This is a genomic window from Halorientalis brevis, assembly GCF_042678165.1.
Classification (GTDB): domain Archaea; phylum Halobacteriota; class Halobacteria; order Halobacteriales; family Haloarculaceae; genus Halorientalis; species Halorientalis brevis.
In genome coordinates this window covers 54,013-77,735 of the sequence record NZ_JBHUDJ010000015.1, presented here as the reverse complement: position 1 = coordinate 77,735, position 23,723 = coordinate 54,013, and the positions used below count along the sequence as shown (strand labels likewise).

Genomic DNA, 23,723 nt, shown 5'->3' with positions numbered 1-23,723 from the left:
TCCACGGGGTATATACGTCGGGGCCACCGACTCCCTCGTAACCGAAACACGCGTTGTCCCCGGGAAGGGCGTGACACGCAGCGATTCGATTCCTTCACAGCGATTTGGCATTGACGCCTGCTGTGACGTCCTGCTCTCCATCACTGGCGGATTCTCACGGGTTCTGGGACTGCTCTGATCGGATCCACCTATGGAAATCGAAATCGCAACTATTGGCGGCTACGAGGAGGTCGGCCGCCAGATGACAGCCGTCCGTGCCGGCGACGACATCGTCGTCTTCGACATGGGCCTGAACCTCTCGAAAGTACTGATTCACGACAACGTCGAAACCGAGCGAATGCACTCGCTCGATCTCATCGACATGGGCGCAATTCCTGACGATCGGATCATGTCCGACCTCGACGGTGAGGTGAAAGCGATCGTGCCGACGCACGGTCACCTCGACCACATCGGGGCGATCTCGAAACTCGCCCACCGGTACGACGCGCCGATCGTCGCGAGTCCGTTCACGCTCGAACTCGTCAAAGAGGAGATCAACGACGAGGGGAAGTTCAACGTCCAGAACGACCTGATCAAGATGGAAGCCGGCGAGACGATGTCCATCGGCGAGCGCAACGAACTGGAGTTCGTCAACGTCACCCACTCGATCATCGACGCCATCAATCCGGTCCTCCACACGCCTGAAGGCGCAATCGTCTACGGGCTGGACAAGCGCATGGATCACACGCCGGTCATCGGCGATCCCATCGACATGAAGCGCTTTCGCGAGATCGGGCGCGAAGACAATGGCGTCCTCTGCTACATCGAGGACTGCACCAACGCGAACAAGAAGGGGCGAACGCCGAGCGAGGCAGTCGCCCGGAGCCAGCTCAGAGACGTCATGCGGAGTCTCGAAGACTACGATGGGGGAATCGTCGCGACGACGTTCTCCAGCCACATCGCCCGTGTCACGAGTCTCGTCGAATTCGCGGAGAACATCGGTCGCCAGCCGGTCTTGCTCGGCCGGTCCATGGAGAAATACTCCGGGACGGCCGAACGCGTCGGTGCCGCGTCGTTCCCCGACGACCTCGGGATGTACGGCCACCGCAAGTCCGTCGACCGAGCGTTCGAGCGCATCATGAAGGAAGGCAAGGAGAACTTCCTTCCTGTCGTCACCGGGCATCAGGGTGAGCCGCGGGCGATGCTCACGCGGATGGGACGCGGCGAGACGCCGTACGAACTGGATGACGGTGACAAGGTCATCTTCTCCGCACGGGTCATCCCAGAGCCAACCAACGAGGGCAACCGCTACCAGGCTGAGAAACTCCTCGGGATGCAGGGCGCACGCATCTACGACGACGTCCACGTCTCCGGCCACCTCCGCCAGGAAGGTCACTACCAGATGCTGGATGCACTCCAGCCCCAGCACGTGATTCCTGCCCACCAGAACATGAAGGGCTTCTCGGGCTACGTCGATCTGGCCGATAACGAGGGATACGAAGTCGGTCGTGACCTCCACATCACCACGAACGGGAACATCATCCGCTTAGTCTAGTCGAGACGCTCACTCCTGTGCCGGCATAAATTCTGTCAAACCGGACATAATATTCTCATTGGTCCGTTTTGAAGAAATGGTCATGGAGACGAACCGTTCGCAGAAAGACCCGTCGCCGAGCAAGTTGCAAGAAGCCGTCGACGCAATCGCAGGTGAGTTCGACTATCCCGACTCACTCACCATCGAGTACCAGGTCCGTGGTTCTGGTGAGAAACGAACGCAGTTCATCATTTCCACACAGGAGTCTGATGCCGACTCCATCCTCGTTCTCTCTCACGATGCAACCAGTGACCACCCAGAGCTTGCTTCGGAAAGCTAACGTTACTATCTGGCTCAGGCTCGTTCGGGATGACAGCGGGTAATGGCTTTCCGGACAGCATCTTTCCGCCCGAGGAACGTGATGTGGTCGCCATGTGCTAACTCGAAGGACGGCTCCGGCATCTGGGTGTCTCCCTCACGACCGACGAGCGCGATGAGAACACCGTCGGGCAACTCTGTATCGAGGTCGCTGATCGATTTCCCGACGAGGTCGTCTGCGGTGACCTCGATCTCTTGGACGTCACCCGACCGGCCGAGTTCGGTCATCCACTCGGAGAGTGCCGGGCGTTCGATGACGTTGTCCATCGCCCACGAGATGGATTTGCCAGCCGAGATAGCCCGCACTCCGAGTTCCTCGAACGCTTCCTCGTTGCCGGGTTTGTTCACACGGGCGAGGACGGTGTCGACGCCGAACTTCGTACTGGCGAGTTGCGAAACCAGCAGATTCACGTCGTCGTCACCAGTGGCAGCGGCGACGATCTTGGCGTTCGCTGCGCCAGCGGCTTCGAGGTCTGCAGTATCGGTTCCGTTCCCGTGATGGACGGTGTAGCCAGCGTTGCGAGCGTTGGTGACCATCTCTTGATCGGCATCGATGATGACGACGTTCTCGCCACGCTCTTCGAGTCGTTCGGCCAGGTCTTTGCCAACACGACCGCCGCCGACGATAATCACGCGCATAGGCAGGACGTTGAGGAACTGTGCGATGTGCCGGGCCAAGCCACCTTCGAAAACGACCGTCGTGAGGATGACGAGGAAGACAGTCCCGACCAGTACCGAGGCTGCCTCTGGATTCGTCGGGCGTAGTTGAATGGCAAACAGCGTTGCGACGCTCGCCGGGATAATTCCCCGTGGCGCGACCGTACTCATGAACACCCGCTCGCGGAAGGTGAACCGCTCACCGACTGTGCAGACGAACACGAGGAGCGGCCGAATGATGAGGACGATAGCGAGCACAACGAGCCACCCACCCAGCCCGAGGGCCAGCAGGTCCTCGATCGAAAGCAGGGTTGCGAGCGTGATGAACACGAACGAAAGGACGATGAGCGTGATGTCACCTTTGAACGCTGCAATCTCGTCCTCGTATGGAATGTCTGCGTTCCCGAGCAACAGTCCCGCTGTCGCGACCGCGGCGATACCTGCTTCGCCGGCGATGGATTCGGCCAGTCCATAGGTAGCAATCGCCCCAACCAACACCAGCAATCTGGAGTTCTGAATCGCATTCGTCGGGGAGAGGTCAACGTGTTCGAGGAGATACCACATGACGCCAGCGGTAAACAGTCCAACGAGCATGCCGATCCCGAGCCGCGACAGGAAGGCTTCGACCAGCCCGGCGTTCTCGTGATTGCCGAGGACCACCAACTCGAAGGTGACGACTGCCAGAATCGCCGCCGTCACGTCGTTGACGATCCCTTCGGTTTCGAGCGCGGCTGCAACGCGATCTCGCACTGGGACCACGTCCAGAATGGGTGTGATCACGGTTGGGCCGGTCGCAACGAGCAGCGACCCGATCAGGAACGACAGTCCCCAGGAGACACCGAGCGCAAAGCGGACGGCTAGGGCAGTTCCGACCAGCCCAATAATGGCCCCCAGTGTGATGAGTCGAAGCGCCTCTCGCGGCGTCTGCCGGAGTTTGTCCAGCGTCAGATGGAACGACCCCTCGAAGATGATGATGGCGACACTCAGTCCCACGATTCCGGAGAGGCTCTGTCCGAACGAATCCGCAGTCACGATTCCCAGCCCTTCGGGGCCCACGGCGAGCCCAGCAACGACGAGAAAGAGGACACTCGGAACTTCAAGCCGATCTGCGATTATTTGGGAGACGACACCCAGCCCGAGGATCGTCACGACGATGGGAATCAGATTTGACGCAAGGCTCACCAGAAAGACACCTGATAGTGAGTATTCAACCGACGTATATAATCGGCATGAAATCAGCGTCGGGTGAAAGAGGCGGACCCGAGAGTGGTATTCTAATTATAACGGGCGGTGGATTTGAACCACGTGAACGTCGATCGCTTCGCTCCCTCGTTCCCAGGTTCTAATCCACGCAGCTATGTTCGTCGCTCACGGTTTGTGAGCGACAGAATATAGCGGGCGGTGGATTTGAACCACGGTCGTTCCGTGATACTCCACTCCCTGCTTCAACTCCACACAGCGATTTCGTCGCTCACGATTTGTGAGCGACAGAATATAGCGGGAGGTGGATTTGAACCACCGGTCTGCGGGTTATGAGCCCGCCGGAATCTCCTGGCTATCTCATTCCGCTACTACTGTCGAACTGTGGCGGTTGTATCCGTATTGTTGATAGCCACACGAACGTTGTGGGAGTTGGTTCGGCGTCGATGTATGGCCCCGCGTGAGACCGAGTCTCCTTGCCCGCTATGTGAGCAGATCGTCGTGCAAGACTCGCGCTGTGTTTCTTGCACGACGCTGCTGACGACAATCGTAGGAGACACGGTCTGAAAGTCTCCTCTTCGTTGCGAATGCCTAGTAGTTCATGCTTCCTCATAGGGCCGGTTCTCATCACCGCTGTCGCAGGACGGTTCATCACCGGTCGCGCGAGAGACTGTCTCAACTCCGACGGACGTCGGCAAGCGGGAACGTCCGTCCTCCTTCGCTGTCGAATGGGGCGTAACGGAATTCAAAGCCCCGACCCGGAGCGGGAGGCAGTCAGTGCCTACGGTGACAGGGATTCGTCGCTATAGCAGTTGAACCCGCCGGTCGTCGTCTGGACCGCGCCACCGCTTCCGTTGTAGACCACGACTCGATACCAGCCGTGCTGTGGGGCCGCACCGATGGCGACGGCGTATGGAATCTCCCCGTCACTAACCTGGGGGGCTTCCATCTTGTTCATCGCAAAGTTGTCTTCGTCGACGGGAATATCGTACGCCAGCTCGCCACGGCGGTCAAAGACGGCGATGCGGCTCACATTGAATCGGTCGAGTTGCTCACGGATGGCCGGGACAACGAGGTACACTGCCCCATCATGCCCGGTCGCCGTGAACCCACTGATCACAGCCTCACCGTCAGACCTGGTTTCCGATGAACAGCGGACCGTGGCAGGCTCCTCGAAGAGCGCTGTACATCCCGTCAGTGAAAGGAGGACACTGAAGAGCAGTGCAGCTGTTACGATGTTCTTGCTGGAGGGCATACGAATAGCGGGTGAGAAACCCCTTTCAAAATAACTGTCGAATCTGTGTTACGTTCACCGACCAATACCGTGTCGTCGAGATTTCGCGATTCGAAGCGCCAGCGCGGGACGCGACGGTCCCCCAGAGCGAGGAGTGTCACCAGCCAGATTCTATCAGCCGAGTCCCGCGAGTCCGTCCGCCCTCCCTTACGGAGAATTCGAGGCGAAAGCCTCGCCGTTCACTCGGGGATGAAGCCGACAAACCCTCCACAACCGAGATTCCCAAGTAGTCAAGCGTCGTATCGTGCGGTAAGACAACTCGCGTATACTCTCAACAGGAAGACTCGGGGTCGCTTCCCGCTGATACGGACGGTTCCACGCCCACCACCGGCAAACGGTGAGGAGTACGTTGTTGAGGTTCGTCCGCCGTCCTCACAGTACCCCTACCCGTCACTGGAGACGGTCGGCAACGACCGCGCAAACGAGGGAGCGACAGCACACCAAAACATGCCCCGTTCGCGGTTGCACTCCGCCCTCGTCGGCGGAGTATGGTCGAAGGCACGACCCGTGTCCGCTCACGTTCCAACCGTGGACGGTTGCCCGGCATTCGGACGCCTCGGTTCAGGCGGTATCGGGTACGGCACAAGCGGATACCGGTCCCTCTCGGACGCCGAATACGCCATCCCCTCGTTTCGAGGGCCGACGTGTAGCGCACGAACCCGGTACCACCACGCGAGGTGAGGAAGTTGCCTTCGGGGGCCGATGGAACGGCCCGACGCCCCACGGAGGAATCCTCGCGCTTTAGCGCGGGGAGAATGTCAATGGACGGCCCCGTCGGGTCACACCGTATCGGTGGGAGGAGACGTGAGTCGCGACGCTCTCGCCGAACCACTCGATCAGGTCCTCGACGCACGCATCCCCGACGAACCCAGACAAACCGATCGCAGTCGGGCGTCGTCATGCTCTCCAGCGGGAACGATTGCGACCAGAAGCGTCGAGCCACCCAGATCGCTGCGAACCAGACGCCACCAGTTTCACTCTGTGACAGCTGAGTCCCACCAATTATTTACATGGCTTGCGACAGGTCGGACAGCACTGGACGAACCGCTCGACCCATGTCTCACCGAATACCGCAGGTGAGCCCCTGTTCGTCCGGATTCATCAACGATGACAGATACCGATACCCATCAGCCATCCACCACCGCCAGCCTTGAACGCGCCGTCGAAGCGGCTGGCCATGCCATCTTCATTACCGCGCCTGACGGGACGATCACGTACGTCAATCCTGCGTTCGAAGCCATCACGGGCTATGCCGCTGCGGAGGCCATCGGTCGCACACCGACCATTCTCAACTCGGGTGAGCACGCCCAGGAGTACTATCAGCGCCTCTGGGAGACGATCAGCGCAGGCGACGTGTGGGAAGAGGAGATCATCAACCGTCGCAAGAATGGTGACCACTATACCGCTCATCAGACGATCGCCCCGGTCACGTCGAACGGCGACATCGAGCAGTTCGTGGCCATTCAGACCGATATCACCGACCAGAAAGCGCGTGAAGACCAGCTCCGCAAATACAAGCGGGCCATCGAGGAGACACACGATCTGATCGCAGCCCTCGATACGGAGCATCGATATCTCTTCGCGAACAGCCGCTATCGTCGCTTTCACGGAATCGAGCAGGACAAACTCGGCGACACGGTACTTGCGGACGTCTTCGATGCCGACAGGCTCGAGACGATCGAGCCCCACTTCGAGCAGGCACTCGACGGTGAGGTGGTGTCGTACCGAATGGCCCGTTCGAGTCCGTCAACGGGCGATCGGACGTTCGATATTCGTTACTATCCCCTGGAAGACCCGGACGGAACGGTCGACGGCGTCGTGATCACAATGCGGGACATCTCCGATCTCGTCGACCGCCAACGGGAACTCGAACGGAACCGTGATTTGCTCGCCCACACTGAGCAGTTGGTTGGTACAGGTGGCTGGGAGTACGTGGCGGAGACGCAGACGCTTCGCTGGACGGATGGGACACGGCAGCTCCACGGGGTGCCAGATTCGTACGAGCCGAGCATCGACGACGCGATCGAGTTCTTCCACCCCGACGATCAGGAGACCATCCAGCAGGCTGTCGACCAGTGCCGGAACCAGGGAATCGAGTACGATATCGAAGCACGATTGGTGACCGCCGACGGGCGAACGCGCTGGGTCCGGACGACCGGCCAACGGTGCGTCCGGAACGGGAAGACCGTCCTCCACGGGGCGATTCAGGACATCACGGCTCGGAAACAACGTGAACAGCGGTTGATGGTACTGAATCGGATTCTTCGGCACAACCTCCGCAACAATCTCAGTACAGTCATGGGCTACGCCGATCTCCTCGAAGAGGAACTCTCGACGCTGCAGGCCCTCGATTCCCTCAACGAAGACCACTCTCCCGGAGCGGTCATCGGCCACGTGGCCGAGCTAGCTGATCTGTCGACGTCGCTCCAACGTGAGCTCGCGACGTTCGACCGCGCTATAGAGCACGTCACCTCGTTCCCCTTCGAGACGGCGCTTACTGGAACCAAACAGATCAAAGAGAGCTCACGGGAGCTCATCGATCTCACGCAGAAGGCCCAGCAGTTCGAACGGGGTGCCGACGACGACCAGATCGTCGAGACGGTAGCCATTCAACCCCTTTTAGAGGATATCGCGGCGTCATATCTCGAGGCGTACCCTGCCGCCACGATCGAGGTGACCGGAGCGGAGACGTCGATTCAGGGGAATGAAGCGGCGCTCCGGCGCATCCTGGACGAGCTAGTGGAGAACGCGCTGAGTCACAGCGATCAGGAATCTCCGACGGTCACACTGGATGTCCAATCCGATGAGTCTGTTCGCATTCGCGTCGTGGATACGGGGGCCGGCCTGCCAGAGATGGAGCGCAAAACGATCAGCGAAGGGGAAGAGACCTCGCTCATGCACGGGAGTGGGATCGGCCTGTGGCTGGTTAACTGGCTGGCAACTCGACTTGGGGGGACAGTCACGATCGCGGACAACGAACCCCGTGGGACGATCGTGACACTCGAGTTCCCAGCCGTAAGCGGATGAACCCCGGCCAGTATCATCAAATTGCTAACGGTTGTAGACGGAACTGTCGGACCAAACAGTGGCAGATCGGATCTCTGATAGCTGTATTCGACAGTTTTCTCGTGCTCACGTCGGTTTCTCATCGCCCACACGATCGCGAGTAGCCACCCGATCAAGGAACCTATCAGCTCTGTCACTCCGAGTCCTATCCCGAGGGGGCCAGCGGAAGTAGATCACACCGTGACGGAGTCTGGAAATATCGCCACTCTGCAGGTCGTTGCCTGAATGGGCACTTGTGGCGTCACTTTCGGCGTGCAGGTCGTGCTTCCGGTCGAACAGGAAGTCGTTCTCGCCATCCCCCACTGTGGACGACACCACCACGAGCTGTCCGTCAGACTGGATCACATGACGGCCAGTCCGAGCGAAGCCTCGACCCAGACCACAGCGCTGACTCCAACGTGATACGTGACGAGTGAGAGGACAGCCACCCACACCGACCGCGTCCGGGCGTAGCCGATGACAGCAAGGCCGAGAACGAGGATCCAGAGGAGGTGACGAACGTCTTGGGGGAAGGTGAGCAGATCAGACGCGATACCCAGGATGCCAACGAAGGCAACGCCGAAAACGGGGATGTCCCGGCGAGCCAAGGCGCTCGCATGCTGGGAGTCGGACAGTGTCCGATACAGGACGCCCACGGCCATGCCGAACGCAACGGCGAGTAGCAGTGTCAGCGCGAAGAGGATGCTGTCGGTGAGACTCGGTGGAATGGTGGGGATCGGTGACCACGGCATGAGCCAATAGTACCCGATGAACAGGGCTGCTAAGCCGGCCGCGTCGTCGGCTCCAACCAACCTGTGAACGGACTCGTAGATGACCCCACAGATCAGGAGGCCTGCGCCGATCCCACGGAAGACGTCCGATGGGACGAGATGCAAGAAGACGAACTCAGCCGAGACCTGTGGACTGAGCCACTGTTGTGTTATCGCACTCAGCGAGACACCGAACAGCGCGTTTCCCACGGCTGAGACGGCAACAGCAAGCAACGCTGGAGCGACGATGACCGCCAGGGCGATCGGCCAGGTCCCCTCCCGGGGCCACGACATGCCGAGGTCGAGAGCACGATACCGAACGTACACGAGCGTCCCTCCCCCAAGGCCGACGAGCGATGCCACCGCCGACGTGGTGAACATCGGGACTGACTGGGGGCCGAAGCCGTCCACGATGACCTGCGTGGTCTCTGTGACCAGCATCGTCCAGAGTTGAATACCAAAGAGCGTCGCGAACAGGGCACCAAAGCCGAGCGTCGTCGCATCCCACTGTCGGTGGAGGTCAGTTCGCAGTCGTTGGAGGGTCGTCATAATCCTGCGATACTATTCACACACAGGTGACAAAAAAGTTCACCACGGCAACAAGTCACCGGAGCAATCCCCGACTGGTGCGACAGTGAGCAGGTCCCCATCTCGGGGGGACAGACGTACTCCTGACCACCACGCAACGCCTGAATGCAGTCCGAGTTAGTGTTGGTCTCGGGCCGTTGTATTAGACATCCGGAACGCCTACGCCGGCGTGATGCCTTGATTGCAGCATCGTTGTTGGGTCCACGCAATCCCCGCCGAGGGGTAACAGAGTGCCTACCTGAGTCGGCTACCAACGCGTCCACTCGCGGGCTTCCGCACTGCCCCATTGTGACTCATAAACAACCGTCGCCTTGATCCAATCATACTCGTGACAGAACCATATTAGTCTTTCTTCGGAAGAGTTAACGAGCGTGTGACTCTGCCACCTCCTTTATAACACACCGACCTCACATGCGACTCGAGACAGTATGCCTGAAACTGGTCCTCCTCCACAGCACGAATCGACACGGTTGAAGTACGCCCTCGTCGGTGGGTTGACCTCCCTTCCGTTCACCACCTTCAGTTACTGGCACACAGGGTCCGAACTCTCACTCGGAGCAGTGGTGTTTGGTGGGATGCTCGCGGGCTATCTGGTCACCAGAACAGGCGGTGAGAGTCGCGGAGTCGGAATCCGGGTCGGGCTTCTTGGCGGACTCCCAGTGTTGTGGATCCTGTTCGATCTGTTGGCGGCGACATCGGGGTTGGCCGGGCCAGCCTGGTTCGTGACAAGCGCGACGGTCCTTACGGTTGCTCTCACGCTCGTGATTGCACTCTGTGGATTCGGGATCGCTGCCCTCATCGGCGAAGTTGGCGCACGCATTGGGAACTGGCTGGCCGGCAACCAACCTGGCCAATCGGCCCCCGTTGTAAATGGGGAACCCTGAGAAGATAAAGGAGATTCACCTCCCTCTTACGAACGGGTGTCAGGGAGGTTTCTTCACTCCTGACTGGGTGAATGGTCTTCGGATGGCAGTTTAAGCAGTGCGCGGGTGCGGTGGCTGATCCAGCGTCGTATCCGTCTGCCGCTGTTCGAGAAAACGAGTGCCGCCGCCAGGGTTATCGAAGTGGTATGGAGGCCAACTTCAAGCCAGGGCGTCAGCTCGCTACTGAACACAGGAGCGATCCCAAAGAACAACAGCAGATTGACGGCTGCTTCAGCGACGAAGTACCCTACGCTGGCCGAGAGTGAGGGGTACCACCCGACTGCCCAGAGCAGGACAACGACGATCGTCCCACACAGCAGCCCGGTACCCATTCGCGAGAGGGGGACGGCAACCGAAACTGCATCGACCAGGGCGAATCCGAGGGTCCAGAACGACGAGCCGACGAGAAACCAGACCACGAGGAGGTGGCCAAACGAGGGCTTCCGATCGAGCGTCGGACTGGCGTCCCGTGGCTGTTCATCGGCCTGCTCCATGATGCAGGTATCACTACGAGTGCCAAAAGAGGATTTGGTTACCGGAGCACAGTGCTCACCAGTGGCTCACTGGGTGAGAGACCGATAGCCTCGTTACGAAACACGACTCGTTCCCCCATCATATTGTACGCCCCAAATATAGTACGACTGAATACTTCGAGTACGTGGTCGCTGTCCTCTGTGTCATAGCCACTCCGAATAGACAATATTCAAACACGATGCCGTCGACGAGAGAGTTATGAGCCCTGAACCTGAAGAGGGCTCCACGGATCCGCTGTTCCGTGGGTGGTCTCCCTCACACCGATTCAAGGCACTCGTCTTTCTGAGCCTCGGTAGTATCCTGGTGCTCCATCCGCTCGTCGGCGGGTTACCGAGCGCACTCGGACTGACTGGGACCGTTCAGTACACTGCTGTCGAGGTGCAGCCAGAACGGGATGCGCTCTCGTTTTCTGGCCCAGACAGAGCGGCACACAGAGCAGAAGGCGCAATCGGCGGCCAGTCGGGGCTCCAGATCGATTGCTATCCGATTGGCGTATCGGACCGATGTGCCCTCGAGTCACAACTGACAGCGGGGAATCTCACGGTGCCAACCGGCCCCGACAACTGGCGGGGATACAGCTATCACGGTGAGTTCTATAAACAGGTCTCAACCGAGAACCAGGAAAACACGACACTCGCACTGCAACCGGTTCCAGCGCGAGCAGTGTTGGCCAATCTCTCTGTGTCGACTCGGCACTGGTCTGCCCCGCTGACAACGGCCGTCGAGACCGGAAACGTCACCGTTCGCAGTGAGCTCCAACATGCTGAGCGGCTTCTCGCTCGGAACGGATCGTACTACGTCGTCGTTCCCATGTCTGACAGATCCCGTGACACGTCGCCGGGTGGCCTCTCTGCGACGATAAGCACAGTCCTCGGTGTACTCTCCTTCCAGCGCGGGATACACCACTACTCCCACTGACTCTGGTTCGGGATTCACGAGCTGTTCTCGTGGGGTGAAACAGCCCTCACGACGGTCGAACAGGTGACCCACTGGCTGTGGCACCCAGCCGGGATCTAGTCCTGACTTGTACGCTGGAAGAACGCGATCGCAGCGCGGAGGAGGGTGAGGGTCTGTAGGAACGAGGTCGGTTCCTCCCCCCTGCTCGTCGTCGACGGCCCAGAAGTCGTGCATCACGGGGATGACGCCGAGGGAAAATGCCGCAATACTGCCCGCAGACAGTTTGGGGAACCTCCAGGCCCCGATGCCGAGACTGCCACCGAGGAGGAGGCCACTGGCTGCGGGAACTAGTTTTTCTGCGAACGGGACTCTTTCGCGTCCGCGTACGCGATGCGGCCATCGAGGTTCGTGAGATTCCGAAGCGCCAGTACTGCGAGCCCACTCCCAAAGAGGGAGTGAGCAATCGGAATGATATTTTGCCCCCTGCAGGTAGTGCACCGTACGGATGGTCTCCCGCCGAACGATTGCGCTCCTCCTCGGGTTGGCGCTCGTGAGTGGCGTTGTCCTGTACGATACCGTGTCGGGACCCGCCCAGCCCACACTGACTGTCGAAAATAACGACACGACCTCGTATCAGCTGTCCGCATACACTGTCGAAAGCAGAGAGAAAGCGATGTACATGAACTTCGAGGTCACGACCCGGGCTGATGAACGCCGCCTCAAGACGCTCTCGCAGTTGGTCTGGTCGGACAGGGATCACAACGTGACGCTGGCCGATGATGGAATCCCAGCGCAACACATCACCGTTGCCCCCGGCGAAAAAGTGACGACCACGATCGATGGGTGGACTCGGGGCGACGTGACGGTGTACATCGTCGAGGAACTCCGTGACAACGAGACGCACGTCTACACCACGATCAAGACCTGTACGAGACCAGGCCAGCAACACACGCTGACATTCGAGGACGAAGGAACCAGTGGCGGCTCGACGTGTTCCTGAGGACGAACTGGTCGCGATCGACGCCGGGAGCGAACAGACGAACGCGGTTATCGATCGCCGTCTGAATTACCATCACGGTCACCGGGACGAGTGGACGGAGTCGCGTCTACGTCATCAGTTTCGGGAGAGGAGATGATTCCGAGCGCGACGGCGTGGACCGGTGCCACGAGTGCCGTACTCAGCAAGCCACCGGCGATCGGCACGGTTGCGAGTCCCCAGGAGGCGAGTCCAACGACGATGATGAGGCCGGCGAACGTCATGCCGTGTCCGCGTGACCGGCGGGCGCTCTGCCGGAGTGCCGCCACAAACCCGCTCCCTGTAACCAGGAATGCGGGGACGAGGAACAGCCGGACGAAGACGAACAAGAGTGCAGCCAGCAGAGCGAGTCCAAGCAGGAAATTGTCGATATTGACGGGTGAGACGCCCAGCAGCTGCGGGAGCGAGACGATCGCACCCAGGGCGAGCAGATACCTGCCCAGCGTCCTGGGGTGAGAGCGGCTATCGAGTGTTCGGCTGATCGTCAGCCACCCCGCGAGACCGACAGCGAGCGCAACGACGAGTTCGAGTCCGACGGCCCAGAGGAGATACGGCAGTGTGAGGTCGATCAGCGCATCAACCTGCCGGACCGTGCGTGCGGTCCCCTGCGGAAGCACGGAGTACTGGAGACTCACCGAATCACTGAACGCGTCCGGTGCTGCCACCGGAATCGGGTCGGACTGGCGAAGCCAGTCTGCCAGCGCGACCAGCACCCCAACGACGGCGAATGGAACAGCGAGGACTGGATCGCGACGAATGCGTCGGAGCGCAGCCCGTATCACGCCCACGGTGGACAGGCGAGTGGCTGGTGAGGCCTGTCTCGATCGGGCATCCATCTCGGGCTCGTCGTTCTCTTCACCAGGCATTATGCGTCCTCCAGCGCGAGGATGCGGCCACGGTTGGCCAGATAGAGCATGCCGTCGCCGACGATCGGTGGCGAGAGGGGGACCTCCGATGGGTGATACTCGAACTGCTGCTCACCCGTGGCGACGTCGAACGCTTTCAGCGCCCACAGCGAGTCGACGGCGTAGACCCGGTTGTCAGTGACGACGGGCGTCGTCTCTCCCTCGAACGGTGCTGTCCACCGTGTCTCACCGGTGGCCAGTGACAGCGCGTGGAGTGACGCCTGCTCATCGGCGACAAAGATCGTGCCGTTGGCAACTGCTGGCGTGCTGTCAGTCGCATTCCCCGCCAGGTCGCGCTCCCAGAGGAGCGACCCGTCAGCGCGGGCACGCAACTGCACGGACTCACGCGTCGGGATAACGACGCCCTCGTCCGTTGCGATCGGCGGGAGAACCGTCGATTTACCGAGTTCACGATGCCAGTGTTGCTCGCCGGTATCAGCACGGTACGCAGTGGCCTGTTCCGGCCAGGCAGTGACGACCACGAGTCCGTCATCCACCGCGGGTCTGCTGTAGGGGCCACTGATCCCTTCGTCTTCGTGATGGGTTTGCCGCCAGAGCACCTCTCCATTGTTCGGCTCCACCGCCACGACTGAATTCGTCCCGGGGACTGCCGTGTAGATCCGCCCGTTCGCAGTGACTGGGCTCGTTGCCTCGGCCGGCCCGAAGAAGCCGGGCGCGGGCGATCGTGGCCCTGTCCATCGCTCGCCACCGACTGTCTGGTCCGTCAGGGGGAGTGGCTGTCCGCCACGAGCGTTGAGCCCGTAAATACCGGTCGGGCCGGTGATCCCGAGTGTCTTGGTCCGATAGATCGACGCTGGCGCAACCGTTGGACTCGAGTGATACGGCCCCTGGACGCTGAATCGCCGCTGGCCAGTCTCGGTATCGAGGGCCAGGAGTCCGTTGCCACCGACATACAGCGTCTCACCCTGCCGGACCGGCTGCGTGCTCCCGCGAAACCAGGCCGGTGCCTCGTGTGTCCAAGCGACCGCCACGTCGTCGGTCGGTCCTGCTGCCTGGGGGTTGTATCCGGTCCCGGGCGGGTCATACCGAGCCATCGGCCAGTCGGACGGTGACTGGCGATCTGTGTCCTCCTGGGTTGCGAGCGATGCGAGGCCGGCCGCACCGCTCACCCCCAGGGCGGACAAGCCGAGAATTTGACGTCGTGAGGAGGGCATCTACCCGGAGGTGTGTCACAATTGCCATTATCGCTGTCGGTCCCCGGTGAAACGAAGCAGACGTTACATTACAGATAGAGATCACGTCTCGTGGGTGAACATCAGACGTGTCGGTACGGTATCTGCTGGTCTGGGAGGTCTGTTCCTCGCACTCGGTTTCATTACCACCCCAGGATTAGGGGGCCGAGAAGTGGCGCTCTGCCGGACGTACGGTGCTCCGGAGTCCGTGGGATTCGGGTTTCCAATTGGGCTCTCGTCTGGTACGACGGATGCAACGAGTGGACGTTCTCCGTTTTTGCTGCGCTTGGAGTCGTCTATCTGCTCGGAGCCGTTCTCGCGGGAGTGGTTGTACGCTACCGCTAATTCCGTCCGCAGATCTTCGGCACGAAGCAGGAGTGCCTGCTCAGTATCGGTGACCAGTTCGACCGGAGTAAGTCACGTTCGGGTTGGATGCTAAACGCGCGCTGTGTATGCAGCCTCTTTGCCACCTGCTTGATTGCCATCAGTACCGGCGTGCGAGGGACAGGACATCTATTCAGCACACGGGTTTCTGAACGCGAAACTCGGCGGCAGCATTTTTGGACTGTGTTGGAACTCTCAAACAATGGCCGCATCACGGTTGCAGGAGCTTCGAGCTGACATCACCGATGAGTCGTACCGAGTTGCGATTCTCGTAGGGATCGCTTCGATCCCGTTTACTGTCTTCCTGTCTCGGGGACTCGTTTTCGATGAGGGACAGATTGCTGGGGGACGGATCACTGGGAGTCCACTGCTCGTTGCCGGGGTAGTTGTCGGGTATCTCTACAGTGAGCGGCCGTCCGGGAGTCGTCGCGCTGGTGTTCTCACCGGTATCACAGGGTCAATTGCGGTCGTTCTGTTGTATCTCCTGAACCTGTTCGCCACGATTTCGTCTGTCTCACAGTGGGTCGCCGTGGTTGCACTACTCGCGACACCGCTTGCTCTCGTACTCGGTGTGTTGCTCTGTGCGTTTGTCGGCCTGCTCGGGGCAGTCATTGGCGATTGGGCGAGAACGACAGCGCTCGATCGTCTCCCGTTCCCCAGGAAGGAATGAGAAGGTCACAGTGGTAACAGCGCGGAAGCCCACGGCTTTAGCCGTGTGGAGGAAGCGCGTACGCTCCGAGCCACAATTTACCAGTATTGGCATTGCTGACTCCCCAACGCTCACAAAAATAGTAATAAAGAGTAGAAACTACTGTGACACACATGGCGGGGAGGTAACTCGGACGGTTCGCGTCCGTCTCAACGTGCCTGACGACCGCAAGAGCGACCTCCACGCCACCAACTCCAAATTCCAGTACTGTGCGAATCGAACCGCAGACTGGGCGTGGCGCTATCCTGACGAAAATTGCGTGACTAGCAAGAGCGAAGCTGAAGCCGCCATCTACGACGCCCTCCGCGATGAAACAGACGACCTCCACGCCAACCTCGTGCAGAAAGCCATCAAACGCGCCACCGACGACATCGGCAACTGTGTTGACCGGCTTGCAGATGGCGAGAACACTAGTAAGCCCCACTACGACACGTTCAGCATTGTCTACGACAAGCGAGCAGCCACCTACTACCGTGACAAAGTAAGTCTCGCCACCGTCAACGGGAGAGTCGAATGCAAATACGACTTACCAGACGATCCCGAGGGGACACCACACGGCGAGTACCTGCTGAACGAGGACTACTCCTTCTCAACCAGTACCGTCCACTACGACAGTAAAACCGACGAGTTCTACCTGCACGCGGTGATGGAGCGCGAAATCGACGCGAACAGTCCTGAGAAAGCCGAGGATTCGAGAGTCCTTGGCGTGGACTGCAATGTCGATGACCATATCGCCGTGACCAGCACAGGACGGTTCGTCGGCAATGCTGACTATCTGAACCACCAGCGCCGCGAATTCGAGAAACGGCGTGCCAGCCTACAACAGACGGGCACGCGAAGCGGCCACTTGACCTACCACCGGATCGGTGATCGGTTCGGACGCTGGAGTCAAGACTATCTGCACCAGTGTTCTAACGAAATCGTCGCAGAATCCCACCGCCACAACTGTACGCATATCGCCTTCGAGGATCTTAAACAGATTCGAGAGCGTATCAGCGACGACAAAAAGTTCCAACAGTGGGCCTTCAACGAACTCCAACAACAGACAGAAAACAAGGCGGAACTGGCTGGCATCGCGGTTGAGAATGTGGAACCGGCCTACACCAGCCAACAATGCTCGAAGTGTGGGTGTACACTCGAAGAAAACCGCGACGGGCAACGTTTCGCCTGCCTTGACTGTTCGTACTCAGTGAACGCCGACTACAACGCAGCAAAGAATATCGCCCGGAAATTGGCGCTCAAACTCCAGCGAGGGCAGAAGTCCCCCGCTGGAGGGGCGTTCTGTCAGTACGCCCTGAAGCCGGGGGTGATGACCGTGAACGCGACTGACGTGGCGTCCGACGCCTACGTGTCGGTAGAACGGGAGTCCACCGGCAAGCCAACGACCTTCAGTCGTTGGTAGCTGACGCTGCGCACGCTGTCGCGCGCTACACACCTCTCGGCGTGCAGGCGAAACACTGTGCCTCGTTCGGACACCAGAACGCGACGCGTTCTTGGGACGCCGACAACCAGGCCGTGCCGTACAGTACAGGCTGTGCAGTAAGCACGGAAGCATCCACCGAGCGAGCACCGCGAGCGAGGTGGTTCACCGGACGCGAGCGAACGAAGTGAGTGAGTCGTCCGGGGGTTTTCGTCCAGGTTTTACGAGGAGTGGTGCCCGCAGCGAAGCGAGGACACCCGACGACGTAAAAAGTGGGCACCACACTGCGCAGCCGATTCAGCGGAACGTGTCTGCAAGGAACGAGACCGGTGTACGACAGACACCGCACCGATCCTGCAGGGAGCGCCATCGTGAAGTCGGTAGTGGCGTCGCGCCTGGCCCAGTATTTTATTCCGAGCGAGTGACTAGCAGGGTATGGCCTCGTCTGACTCGCGCGACCGTCTCGGCCGACTGGCTATCGGACTCCTCGTCCTTCTCGGGCCTGTTTTGATCCTCGTCATCACGCTCGAAGTCCTCATTCTCTTCGGCGATCTCACACTGCGTGAGATCTCCCTCGTCGAGTTTCTCGAACTGTACATCATCGACTTGGTCTTGTTCGTCGGGCTTGCCTACGGCATCTATCGGCTGACCTTGTGGCTGGTGGAACGCCGGCTTCCTGAATCGGTCGACGCACTCGAGGATCGTGACATCGAGACGGCCACTGACGAGGAATCGGAGCCACCCGAAGACACGTGATCGTCGGGCAGGGGAACTGCGCTCACGACCTGCTGCATACACCATCCGTATCGGTCAGGAGGTAACTTCACGATATGGACACACTGCACAGAACATCGATAGCGATGCGAACGGGCGCGGCTTCCGTTGGGACGCCGTGCTGCTGCGACTCGTCACCGCAGTCCTTCTGTTCGTCGCGGACTTACTCGTCGGGCCACTCCTCGGCACCGAGCGGGTCGCCCTCCAGGAACGCCTGGATACCGTCGCGAGCGTTGTCAGTCGTACACAGCTCGGCGAACCGCTCGTTCGAGTAGTCGATGGCCTCGTGATACTCGAGGCCGGCCATCTCGGTGACGGCCTGTTTGCCCATCTGGATGCCAACCGGGCTCTTCTCGATCATGGGTTCGGCGAGTTCCATGGCACCCTCGACGTGCTCACCCTCGGGCACGACCCGGTTGATCAGCCCCCAGTCGAGGGCCGTCTCGGCGTCGATGAGTTCGCCCGTCAGGAGCATCTCGTTGTACCGCTTGCGGGTGAGCGACGTCATCACCGGGACGGCTGGCCCCATGCAGAACAGGCCTACCTTCGGCGCTGTGGCCCCGAACTTGGTGCCGTCGGCGGCGACAGCCAGGTCACAGGCTGCGACGAGGCCGAGACCGTTGGCGGCCGCGTGGCCGTGCACCGCGGCGACGACTGGTGTGCGCATCTCAACGACGGTGTGGAACGGCTCTTCCATTCGCGCGACCCACTCCTGGTAGGCGTCCTTCGACTCGTGGTCGTCGTGCTCGGAGATGTCGATGCCCGCGGAGAAGGCGTCACCCGCACCGTCGACGACGATGGCCCGGACCTCCGGGTCGGCGTCGAGTTCGTGGAGCGCGTCGTCGAGTTCCTGCGCGAGTTGCGTACTGAAGGTATTCATCGCGTCGGGTCGCGAGAGGGTGATCCGGCCAACGTGGCCAGACCGGCCTGTCTCGACGGTCTCTCGGGTCTCGGGAGCGGGTGCGTCCGATGTCATATGGGGAGACTCGGCACCCGGGATGATAAGCACCTGTGGCGTCACGCCCACCGTACGACCGGAGCGCGAGCCGATCTGTGAGCAGCCCCTCTCGTGATAGTGCACGGTAGGAAGGCCGCCACAGCGGCACGAAGACAGCGGTTTCGTGAGGCTTTTTGGGAGTGTCACCACATCCTCCAGGCTAGATGGCTTCGGCATTCGTCGTCGTTCTGTCGAGCGTTCTCGGGGTGGTTGCGCTCGCGTCTGGCTACCGAACACTGACGGCCATCCAGGTATTTCGCTTGCTCTCATCGATCGACGCCGAGCGGCCGCCGCAGGGTGTCGATGGCGACCCAATCGCGATCGAGGGCGACCTGGTCGTCGACGAACCGATCGAACTGGGCGATCCACCCGTCGACACCATCGATTCACCGGTTGGGGCGTACGTCTGGCGGGCTCGATTTCCGGACAATACCAACCAGGGTCTCACAGCGGAAGATGGGGGGTGGCAGACACAACACTATCACACGTTCGCATCTGGCATCGAATGGGGACAGCTCGGCGTCGAGACAGGTGATCGAACCATCGCCATCAACCCGGAGCACCTCCGCAGCGCGTCCGAGAGCGAGCCGCTTGCTGCCCTGACTGTCGGGGGCATCACGAAGCGCTCACAACTCTCTGTCGACCTGTGGGATTCATGGTCCCTCTTTCTCAGGAAGCACACAGTCCATCTCCCGCTGAGTCGATTCGAGGGGACCGTAGAGCGACACAACGACGGCGTCGCGCTCGACCGATACCTCCTGGAAGCGAAACCACTGGTTCACGGAGAGACGATCAGTGTGTATGGGGAAGGACACGTCGACGAGGGTGAGTACACCGTTCGCGGGTCCGAGGACGTCCCACTCCTGCTTTCGGATCAGGGCTTCGACGGCCATCGAAGTTGGCTCGGCAAACAAGTGGCAACGAAGGGAACTATCGCCGCCTCCGTGCTCCTTGCGGCCGTGGGCGTGTGGTTTCAGGTCTACCTCCCACTACTCGCGGTCGTCGCAGCCACCGTCGTCTACATCCTGTGGCACTTCGTCGGCGACATGAAACTGTTCCTCCGGAACTGACGTTACCTGGACAGATCGCCTCTGAATCCCAATGGAAGCGTTCTATGACGCGCTCAGCCACGTGTAACGCACGATAGGGTTCAGAGCACGTACGTCTCAATGACCAAGAAGAACAGGGGGAGCAACACTGACGAGGCGAGGCGCGAGGCGATCGACAGCGACATGGGATAGAGGTTCACGGCGTCATACGTCTCGTACTGCTTGCGAAGTTCGGCGAGTTTCATCTGGAGAGGTTCGATTTCCTCCGGGTCGTCGCTCGCGAGCAGGCGAGTGCGGAGCTCGTGGATCTGTTCGCGTTTGTCGTCCAACGACTCCTGTTTGATCTCGTTCGCGCGGCGGTTGATGTACACGGTCGGGAAGGCAAACGAGCCGACGAGCAACAGTATGTAGAATCCCACGAGCGCGTAGATGACACCGCTCCCGCCGCTGACGCGGACGACGTCGAACGCGAGGGGCAATCCCAGCGCGCCGATCGAGAGGATCGACGTCGTCCGGATTGCGAAGTAGCCGATGTTGCTGAGTCCACCGAGTCCATCCGGATGTAACGGATCGATGGTGAAGTCCAGGTCGCCGATCTCGCGAATACAGAGGATCGTCGTGAGCGCCATCCGAATGCCGACAGCGGTAATCGCACCAGCCCACGCGGCGAAGAGCCCGTAGACGAAGTAGGACGGGTCGGTGTACCCGGTGACCCCGAGCGACCGGAAGTACGCATCGTTGACGATGACCGCCACCAGTACCAAGCCGGTCCAGATGGCGGTCGTTGCTCGCACATTTGCGAAGAACGCGCCGTAGTGGCCAGCGATTCGCTGGATTTCACGGTTGTCGTCGTACGGCGTGACCTCCGTGATGCGCTCGATGAACGTCGGAAAGACGACGGTGTCGTATCGCCAGATGAGGACCGCCCCAACGGCCGGTAACGTCGCTGCGAGGAGTTGACTCCCAAGGAAGATGGGTCGAACATCGGGTCCAACGAGCGCCAGAAACAGCCCAGTCAACAGGAACGGAACCAATCCAACGGTGAGCAGGATCGTTGGGAGCGCACGGAAGGGACTTCGCTCGACGATCACTCGTATGAGGCGAGTCACCCAGACTCCATCCGTCCGCTCAGCAGTGGACATGCACGTAGGCGGCAGTGGGATGTCCAGGGTGTTTAGATATTCGATATGTCTCCCGTGGAGAATTGGGTGTTATCATGATATGTGTCGAGAGAGCAGCGACCAAGTCGCGTCCTGGCGGTGGCTTGCGCAGTATCGATACCAAACGTTCTATCAGCACACCCTGCATGCCATACCCTGCAACAGCAGGTAAAGCAGGGGATCTGATAGCGCACGATAACAGCAGTTAGTTCGAACGTGTCTGCAGCAAACAGAGGATGGGTCCAACAAAACGCATCCTTTCCGAGGAGCAGAGACCAGAGTCTTTGGCAACTACGGCCCGTGTCGGTGGCAGTTGACTCAAGTGGGTGTTTGAGCGTACAGCAGGAACTTATGAGTGTGTTCGGTAGGGGCTCGTATGAAACGCCGATCGGTTCTTGCAGCGATTGGGGTAACGGGTCTCCCGACTGCTGGGTGTCTCGGCGTGCCAGGCCGTGACGGGCAATCGGACTCGTGTCCCGACGGCACTCACTTTTCCTTACAAAAGGTAACTGTGCCCCACGTCTCGAATGAGTTCAGTACCGATATCGAATCGGTACCGTACGCCGCACGGATGGTCTTGACTCGCGCACTCGCGACAGAGACTGGTGACTCTACGTCCCGGAGCTATTACGCTCTCCACCCGCCACAAGAGTACGTCGTCACGGAGTCTGGGGACTACTATCACGTCGAAACGACCGATTTCAACGCGACGGAGACAGTGGGGTACGAATATTCGGTCGAGATCGGTGTCGATGAACCATCACTCCCGAACACCAACGGCAGCCACTCATTTGCTGATCTGCCGGCTCACGATCGGGAATCGCTCCGCAGCGCTGTCGGCAATCCACATCTCCTTCACGCACCGCACTATTCGTTCTCGGTCGTGTTCGCGTACGAAAATGCGGGGGTGCGACACCGGTCGCTGTTCGTCCCGGAGACTGAGAGCCACTATCTCGAGTGGAATGATGTCTTGCTACGATTGGTCTTCGATGAGCAACGAACAGTCGAGATCACGAGCACGACCGTCTCCACGACACTTGTAGCTGAATCACCGGAGGAGTTCTTCAGGTATCTCTGCAGGGAACGCGGTACCGACCTCGGCCAGCTCACGAACGAACAGCGAGACATCGTCACGCAAGCAATCGAAGGGACGTACACTGAGTGTGGAACGGATTCGGACGCGTTCAGTACTCTCCGTGAACAACTCACGGATGAGAACAACAGACACAGCTTACTTGCTCGGTATGACGGGTCCTGGTATTTCGTTCACCTGTCCTGAGAATCGAACAGTTCTACTTACCGACAATCCGTTGATGGTTCTGACGAAGAATCTCGCGTGCTGACTAAGCACGATGTACGTAGCAGGTTCAACACCGTCTGCCTGCTCGTCGTCAGCACACCTCGCGTGTCTGCTCCTACACCAAAGTGGGAGAAGGAGGGGCAGCGAACCAATATTTATGACGTTCGCAGACATACACTGACATAGACAGACATCGATGCCGATCAACCTGAACGACACTGGTGACGAGGGTCCGGCAGTCAAACCCGGGACCAACGAACACGAACTCCTCTCGGTCCTCCTCGACCACCCTGATATGGGGTTCAGTCCAAAGGAGTTAGCAGACCTCACAGACGTCCCACATTCGAGCGTCCACAAGACCCTCTCACGGCTGCAGGACAAAGGACTCGTCCGCAAGGTCGACTCCTACTGGGCAGTTGCCGACGACGTGGCTGCCTCACGGATCGCGAACGTGGTGAGCCTCCAGCAGATCGAGGCCGAATACGGCGATGATGCGTACGGCGAGGACGATGAGTGGGCCGAGGATGCTCCTGATCTCGGGGAAAACGCATAGCGCCGATGGCGTACGCACAGGGCAGTGTCGTGCTCGCACCAGCGACGTTCAAGAGTGGCATTCACCCCTACCTCATCGTCTCGAATCGGAACCGACCGTTCTTCGGCGACCGGTACACTGTCGCGGTTATCACGTCGACGGAACGGGCACAGGCAGTCAAACTCACTGAAGACTCGCTCACAGAGGGTAAACTGAAGACCTATCCCAGCTACGTGAGTCCGTGGTCTCTACACGGCTTCCCCGATCAAGAGATCGCGAAGCGTGTCGCCCAAGTCGACGAGCAGACGATGGGTGCGGTCGCGGACAGTATAAACGACCTGACGAAGGTGCTCTAGGTTCTCACCTCCATCGAACGACTCAGGAGAGAGAACGACAGTACACTGATTACGTCAGCACACCAATTGCGAGATGTACCTCTGAGTATCGATGACGTCGAGCCCGGGG

The 23,723-nt window shown here is 59.9% G+C and carries 21 protein-coding genes, 1 tRNA gene and 1 pseudogene; 13 read left to right on the top strand and 10 right to left on the bottom strand.

The window, feature by feature from the left end; genetic code table 11:
* The first annotated feature begins 190 nt into the window (after positions 1–190).
* Entirely contained in the window at positions 191–1,534 is a 1,344-nt protein-coding gene (locus ACFR9U_RS20370) for an RNase J family beta-CASP ribonuclease (RefSeq protein WP_247381251.1), read from the top strand.
* 82 nt (positions 1,535–1,616) lie between these two features.
* Complete coding sequence (locus ACFR9U_RS20365; protein ID WP_247381254.1) at positions 1,617–1,853, top strand: hypothetical protein; 237 nt, start codon at positions 1,617–1,619, stop codon at positions 1,851–1,853.
* 14 nt (positions 1,854–1,867) lie between these two features.
* Here the strand turns inward: ACFR9U_RS20365 and ACFR9U_RS20360 are convergent, their stop codons facing one another.
* The 3 genes from ACFR9U_RS20360 to ACFR9U_RS20350 all read right to left on the bottom strand — a co-directional run bounded on the left by ACFR9U_RS20360 (position 1,868) and on the right by ACFR9U_RS20350 (position 5,003).
* Positions 1,868–3,730 carry a cation:proton antiporter domain-containing protein gene (locus ACFR9U_RS20360; RefSeq protein ID WP_247381256.1) on the bottom strand — a complete coding sequence of 621 codons (1,863 nt, stop codon included), beginning with the start codon at positions 3,728–3,730 and terminating at the stop codon, positions 1,868–1,870.
* Between the two features lie 313 nt (positions 3,731–4,043).
* A tRNA-Met gene (locus ACFR9U_RS20355) sits at positions 4,044–4,118 on the bottom strand.
* A gap of 411 nt (positions 4,119–4,529) precedes the next feature.
* Positions 4,530–5,003, bottom strand: a complete 474-nt coding sequence (locus ACFR9U_RS20350) for a hypothetical protein (RefSeq protein ID WP_247381258.1) — start codon at positions 5,001–5,003, stop codon at positions 4,530–4,532.
* Positions 5,004–6,149: 1,146 nt separating this feature from the next.
* Between ACFR9U_RS20350 and ACFR9U_RS20345 the strand changes: the two genes are divergently transcribed.
* Positions 6,150–8,069 (top strand): sensor histidine kinase, encoded by a 1,920-nt coding sequence (locus ACFR9U_RS20345; RefSeq protein ID WP_247381260.1) that lies wholly within the window; start codon positions 6,150–6,152, stop codon positions 8,067–8,069.
* Positions 8,070–8,449: 380 nt separating this feature from the next.
* On the opposite strand, the gene ACFR9U_RS20340 is transcribed toward ACFR9U_RS20345, so the two are convergent.
* On the bottom strand, positions 8,450–9,406 hold the full coding sequence (locus ACFR9U_RS20340; protein WP_247381262.1) for a hypothetical protein: 957 nt from the start codon (positions 9,404–9,406) through the stop codon (positions 8,450–8,452).
* A 467-nt stretch (positions 9,407–9,873) separates the two neighbouring features.
* On the opposite strand from ACFR9U_RS20340, the gene ACFR9U_RS20335 reads away from it, so the two are divergent.
* Positions 9,874–10,329 (top strand): DUF5518 domain-containing protein, encoded by a 456-nt coding sequence (locus ACFR9U_RS20335; protein ID WP_247381264.1) that lies wholly within the window; start codon positions 9,874–9,876, stop codon positions 10,327–10,329.
* A 53-nt stretch (positions 10,330–10,382) separates the two neighbouring features.
* On the opposite strand, the gene ACFR9U_RS20330 is transcribed toward ACFR9U_RS20335, so the two are convergent.
* On the bottom strand, positions 10,383–10,862 hold the full coding sequence (locus tag ACFR9U_RS20330) for a hypothetical protein (protein ID WP_247381266.1): 480 nt from the start codon (positions 10,860–10,862) through the stop codon (positions 10,383–10,385).
* Between the two features lie 238 nt (positions 10,863–11,100).
* Between ACFR9U_RS20330 and ACFR9U_RS21420 the strand changes: the two genes are divergently transcribed.
* A complete protein-coding gene (locus ACFR9U_RS21420; RefSeq protein ID WP_465262025.1) occupies positions 11,101–11,820 on the top strand; it encodes a DUF8127 domain-containing protein in 720 nt (239 codons plus the stop codon).
* Between the two features lie 95 nt (positions 11,821–11,915).
* On the opposite strand, the pseudogene ACFR9U_RS20325 reads toward ACFR9U_RS21420, so the two are convergent.
* Positions 11,916–12,272 (bottom strand): annotated as a pseudogene (locus ACFR9U_RS20325) (DoxX family protein).
* A 32-nt stretch (positions 12,273–12,304) separates the two neighbouring features.
* On the opposite strand from ACFR9U_RS20325, the gene ACFR9U_RS20320 reads away from it, so the two are divergent.
* A complete protein-coding gene (locus tag ACFR9U_RS20320; protein WP_247381268.1) occupies positions 12,305–12,799 on the top strand; it encodes a hypothetical protein in 495 nt (164 codons plus the stop codon).
* A 47-nt stretch (positions 12,800–12,846) separates the two neighbouring features.
* Here ACFR9U_RS20320 and ACFR9U_RS20315 read toward each other — a convergent pair whose 3' ends face one another.
* Together ACFR9U_RS20315 and ACFR9U_RS20310 are read right to left on the bottom strand one after the other, a co-directional pair.
* Positions 12,847–13,701 carry a hypothetical protein gene (locus ACFR9U_RS20315; protein WP_247381270.1) on the bottom strand — a complete coding sequence of 285 codons (855 nt, stop codon included), beginning with the start codon at positions 13,699–13,701 and terminating at the stop codon, positions 12,847–12,849.
* The gene (locus ACFR9U_RS20310) at positions 13,701–14,885 is read right to left on the bottom strand and encodes a PQQ-binding-like beta-propeller repeat protein (RefSeq protein WP_247381272.1); all 1,185 of its coding nucleotides are present in this window, start codon (positions 14,883–14,885) and stop codon (positions 13,701–13,703) included. Before ACFR9U_RS20310 ends, ACFR9U_RS20315 begins: the two co-directional genes overlap by 1 nt.
* 634 nt (positions 14,886–15,519) lie before the next feature.
* Between ACFR9U_RS20310 and ACFR9U_RS20305 the strand changes: the two genes are divergently transcribed.
* The 3 genes from ACFR9U_RS20305 (at position 15,520) to ACFR9U_RS20295 (ending at position 18,202) form a co-directional block, all read left to right on the top strand.
* Positions 15,520–15,987, top strand: coding sequence for a DUF5518 domain-containing protein (locus ACFR9U_RS20305; protein ID WP_247381275.1), 468 nt, complete (start codon positions 15,520–15,522; stop codon positions 15,985–15,987).
* A 193-nt stretch (positions 15,988–16,180) separates the two neighbouring features.
* A complete protein-coding gene (locus ACFR9U_RS20300) occupies positions 16,181–17,428 on the top strand; it encodes an RNA-guided endonuclease InsQ/TnpB family protein (RefSeq protein WP_247381276.1) in 1,248 nt (415 codons plus the stop codon).
* Between the two features lie 453 nt (positions 17,429–17,881).
* The gene (locus ACFR9U_RS20295) at positions 17,882–18,202 is read left to right on the top strand and encodes a hypothetical protein (RefSeq protein WP_247381278.1); all 321 of its coding nucleotides are present in this window, start codon (positions 17,882–17,884) and stop codon (positions 18,200–18,202) included.
* 181 nt (positions 18,203–18,383) lie between these two features.
* Here the strand turns inward: ACFR9U_RS20295 and ACFR9U_RS20290 are convergent, their stop codons facing one another.
* On the bottom strand, positions 18,384–19,196 hold the full coding sequence (locus tag ACFR9U_RS20290) for an enoyl-CoA hydratase/isomerase family protein (protein WP_247381280.1): 813 nt from the start codon (positions 19,194–19,196) through the stop codon (positions 18,384–18,386).
* 185 nt (positions 19,197–19,381) lie between these two features.
* Between ACFR9U_RS20290 and ACFR9U_RS20285 the strand changes: the two genes are divergently transcribed.
* Positions 19,382–20,287 carry a hypothetical protein gene (locus ACFR9U_RS20285; RefSeq protein ID WP_247381282.1) on the top strand — a complete coding sequence of 302 codons (906 nt, stop codon included), beginning with the start codon at positions 19,382–19,384 and terminating at the stop codon, positions 20,285–20,287.
* Between the two features lie 80 nt (positions 20,288–20,367).
* Here ACFR9U_RS20285 and ACFR9U_RS20280 read toward each other — a convergent pair whose 3' ends face one another.
* Positions 20,368–21,375 (bottom strand): hypothetical protein, encoded by a 1,008-nt coding sequence (locus tag ACFR9U_RS20280; RefSeq protein ID WP_247381284.1) that lies wholly within the window; start codon positions 21,373–21,375, stop codon positions 20,368–20,370.
* Between the two features lie 622 nt (positions 21,376–21,997).
* Between ACFR9U_RS20280 and ACFR9U_RS20275 the strand changes: the two genes are divergently transcribed.
* The 3 genes from ACFR9U_RS20275 to ACFR9U_RS20265 all read left to right on the top strand — a co-directional run bounded on the left by ACFR9U_RS20275 (position 21,998) and on the right by ACFR9U_RS20265 (position 23,614).
* Positions 21,998–22,705: a hypothetical protein gene (locus ACFR9U_RS20275; RefSeq protein WP_379815039.1), complete on the top strand. Its 708-nt coding sequence runs from the start codon at positions 21,998–22,000 to the stop codon at positions 22,703–22,705.
* A gap of 217 nt (positions 22,706–22,922) precedes the next feature.
* A complete protein-coding gene (locus ACFR9U_RS20270; protein WP_247381288.1) occupies positions 22,923–23,279 on the top strand; it encodes a MarR family transcriptional regulator in 357 nt (118 codons plus the stop codon).
* 5 nt (positions 23,280–23,284) lie between these two features.
* Positions 23,285–23,614 (top strand): type II toxin-antitoxin system PemK/MazF family toxin, encoded by a 330-nt coding sequence (locus ACFR9U_RS20265; RefSeq protein ID WP_247381289.1) that lies wholly within the window; start codon positions 23,285–23,287, stop codon positions 23,612–23,614.
* Positions 23,615–23,723 lie beyond the last annotated feature (109 nt).

Coding starts and splice junctions, on each gene's coding strand:
- ACFR9U_RS20305 (WP_247381275.1), top strand. CDS start 15,520: ATGGCCGCATCACGGTTGCAGGAGCTTCGAGCTGACATCACCGATGAG.
- ACFR9U_RS20290 (WP_247381280.1), bottom strand. CDS start 19,196: ATGACATCGGACGCACCCGCTCCCGAGACCCGAGAGACCGTCGAGACA.
- ACFR9U_RS20265 (WP_247381289.1), top strand. CDS start 23,285: ATGGCGTACGCACAGGGCAGTGTCGTGCTCGCACCAGCGACGTTCAAG.
- ACFR9U_RS20330 (WP_247381266.1), bottom strand. CDS start 10,862: ATGGAGCAGGCCGATGAACAGCCACGGGACGCCAGTCCGACGCTCGAT.
- ACFR9U_RS20315 (WP_247381270.1), bottom strand. CDS start 13,701: ATGCCTGGTGAAGAGAACGACGAGCCCGAGATGGATGCCCGATCGAGA.
- ACFR9U_RS20350 (WP_247381258.1), bottom strand. CDS start 5,003: ATGCCCTCCAGCAAGAACATCGTAACAGCTGCACTGCTCTTCAGTGTC.
- ACFR9U_RS20370 (WP_247381251.1), top strand. CDS start 191: ATGGAAATCGAAATCGCAACTATTGGCGGCTACGAGGAGGTCGGCCGC.
- ACFR9U_RS20320 (WP_247381268.1), top strand. CDS start 12,305: ATGGTCTCCCGCCGAACGATTGCGCTCCTCCTCGGGTTGGCGCTCGTG.
- ACFR9U_RS20285 (WP_247381282.1), top strand. CDS start 19,382: ATGGCTTCGGCATTCGTCGTCGTTCTGTCGAGCGTTCTCGGGGTGGTT.
- ACFR9U_RS20335 (WP_247381264.1), top strand. CDS start 9,874: ATGCCTGAAACTGGTCCTCCTCCACAGCACGAATCGACACGGTTGAAG.
- ACFR9U_RS20365 (WP_247381254.1), top strand. CDS start 1,617: ATGGAGACGAACCGTTCGCAGAAAGACCCGTCGCCGAGCAAGTTGCAA.
- ACFR9U_RS20295 (WP_247381278.1), top strand. CDS start 17,882: ATGGCCTCGTCTGACTCGCGCGACCGTCTCGGCCGACTGGCTATCGGA.
- ACFR9U_RS20275 (WP_379815039.1), top strand. CDS start 21,998: ATGGTCTTGACTCGCGCACTCGCGACAGAGACTGGTGACTCTACGTCC.
- ACFR9U_RS20270 (WP_247381288.1), top strand. CDS start 22,923: ATGCCGATCAACCTGAACGACACTGGTGACGAGGGTCCGGCAGTCAAA.
- ACFR9U_RS21420 (WP_465262025.1), top strand. CDS start 11,101: ATGAGCCCTGAACCTGAAGAGGGCTCCACGGATCCGCTGTTCCGTGGG.
- ACFR9U_RS20340 (WP_247381262.1), bottom strand. CDS start 9,406: ATGACGACCCTCCAACGACTGCGAACTGACCTCCACCGACAGTGGGAT.
- ACFR9U_RS20345 (WP_247381260.1), top strand. CDS start 6,150: ATGACAGATACCGATACCCATCAGCCATCCACCACCGCCAGCCTTGAA.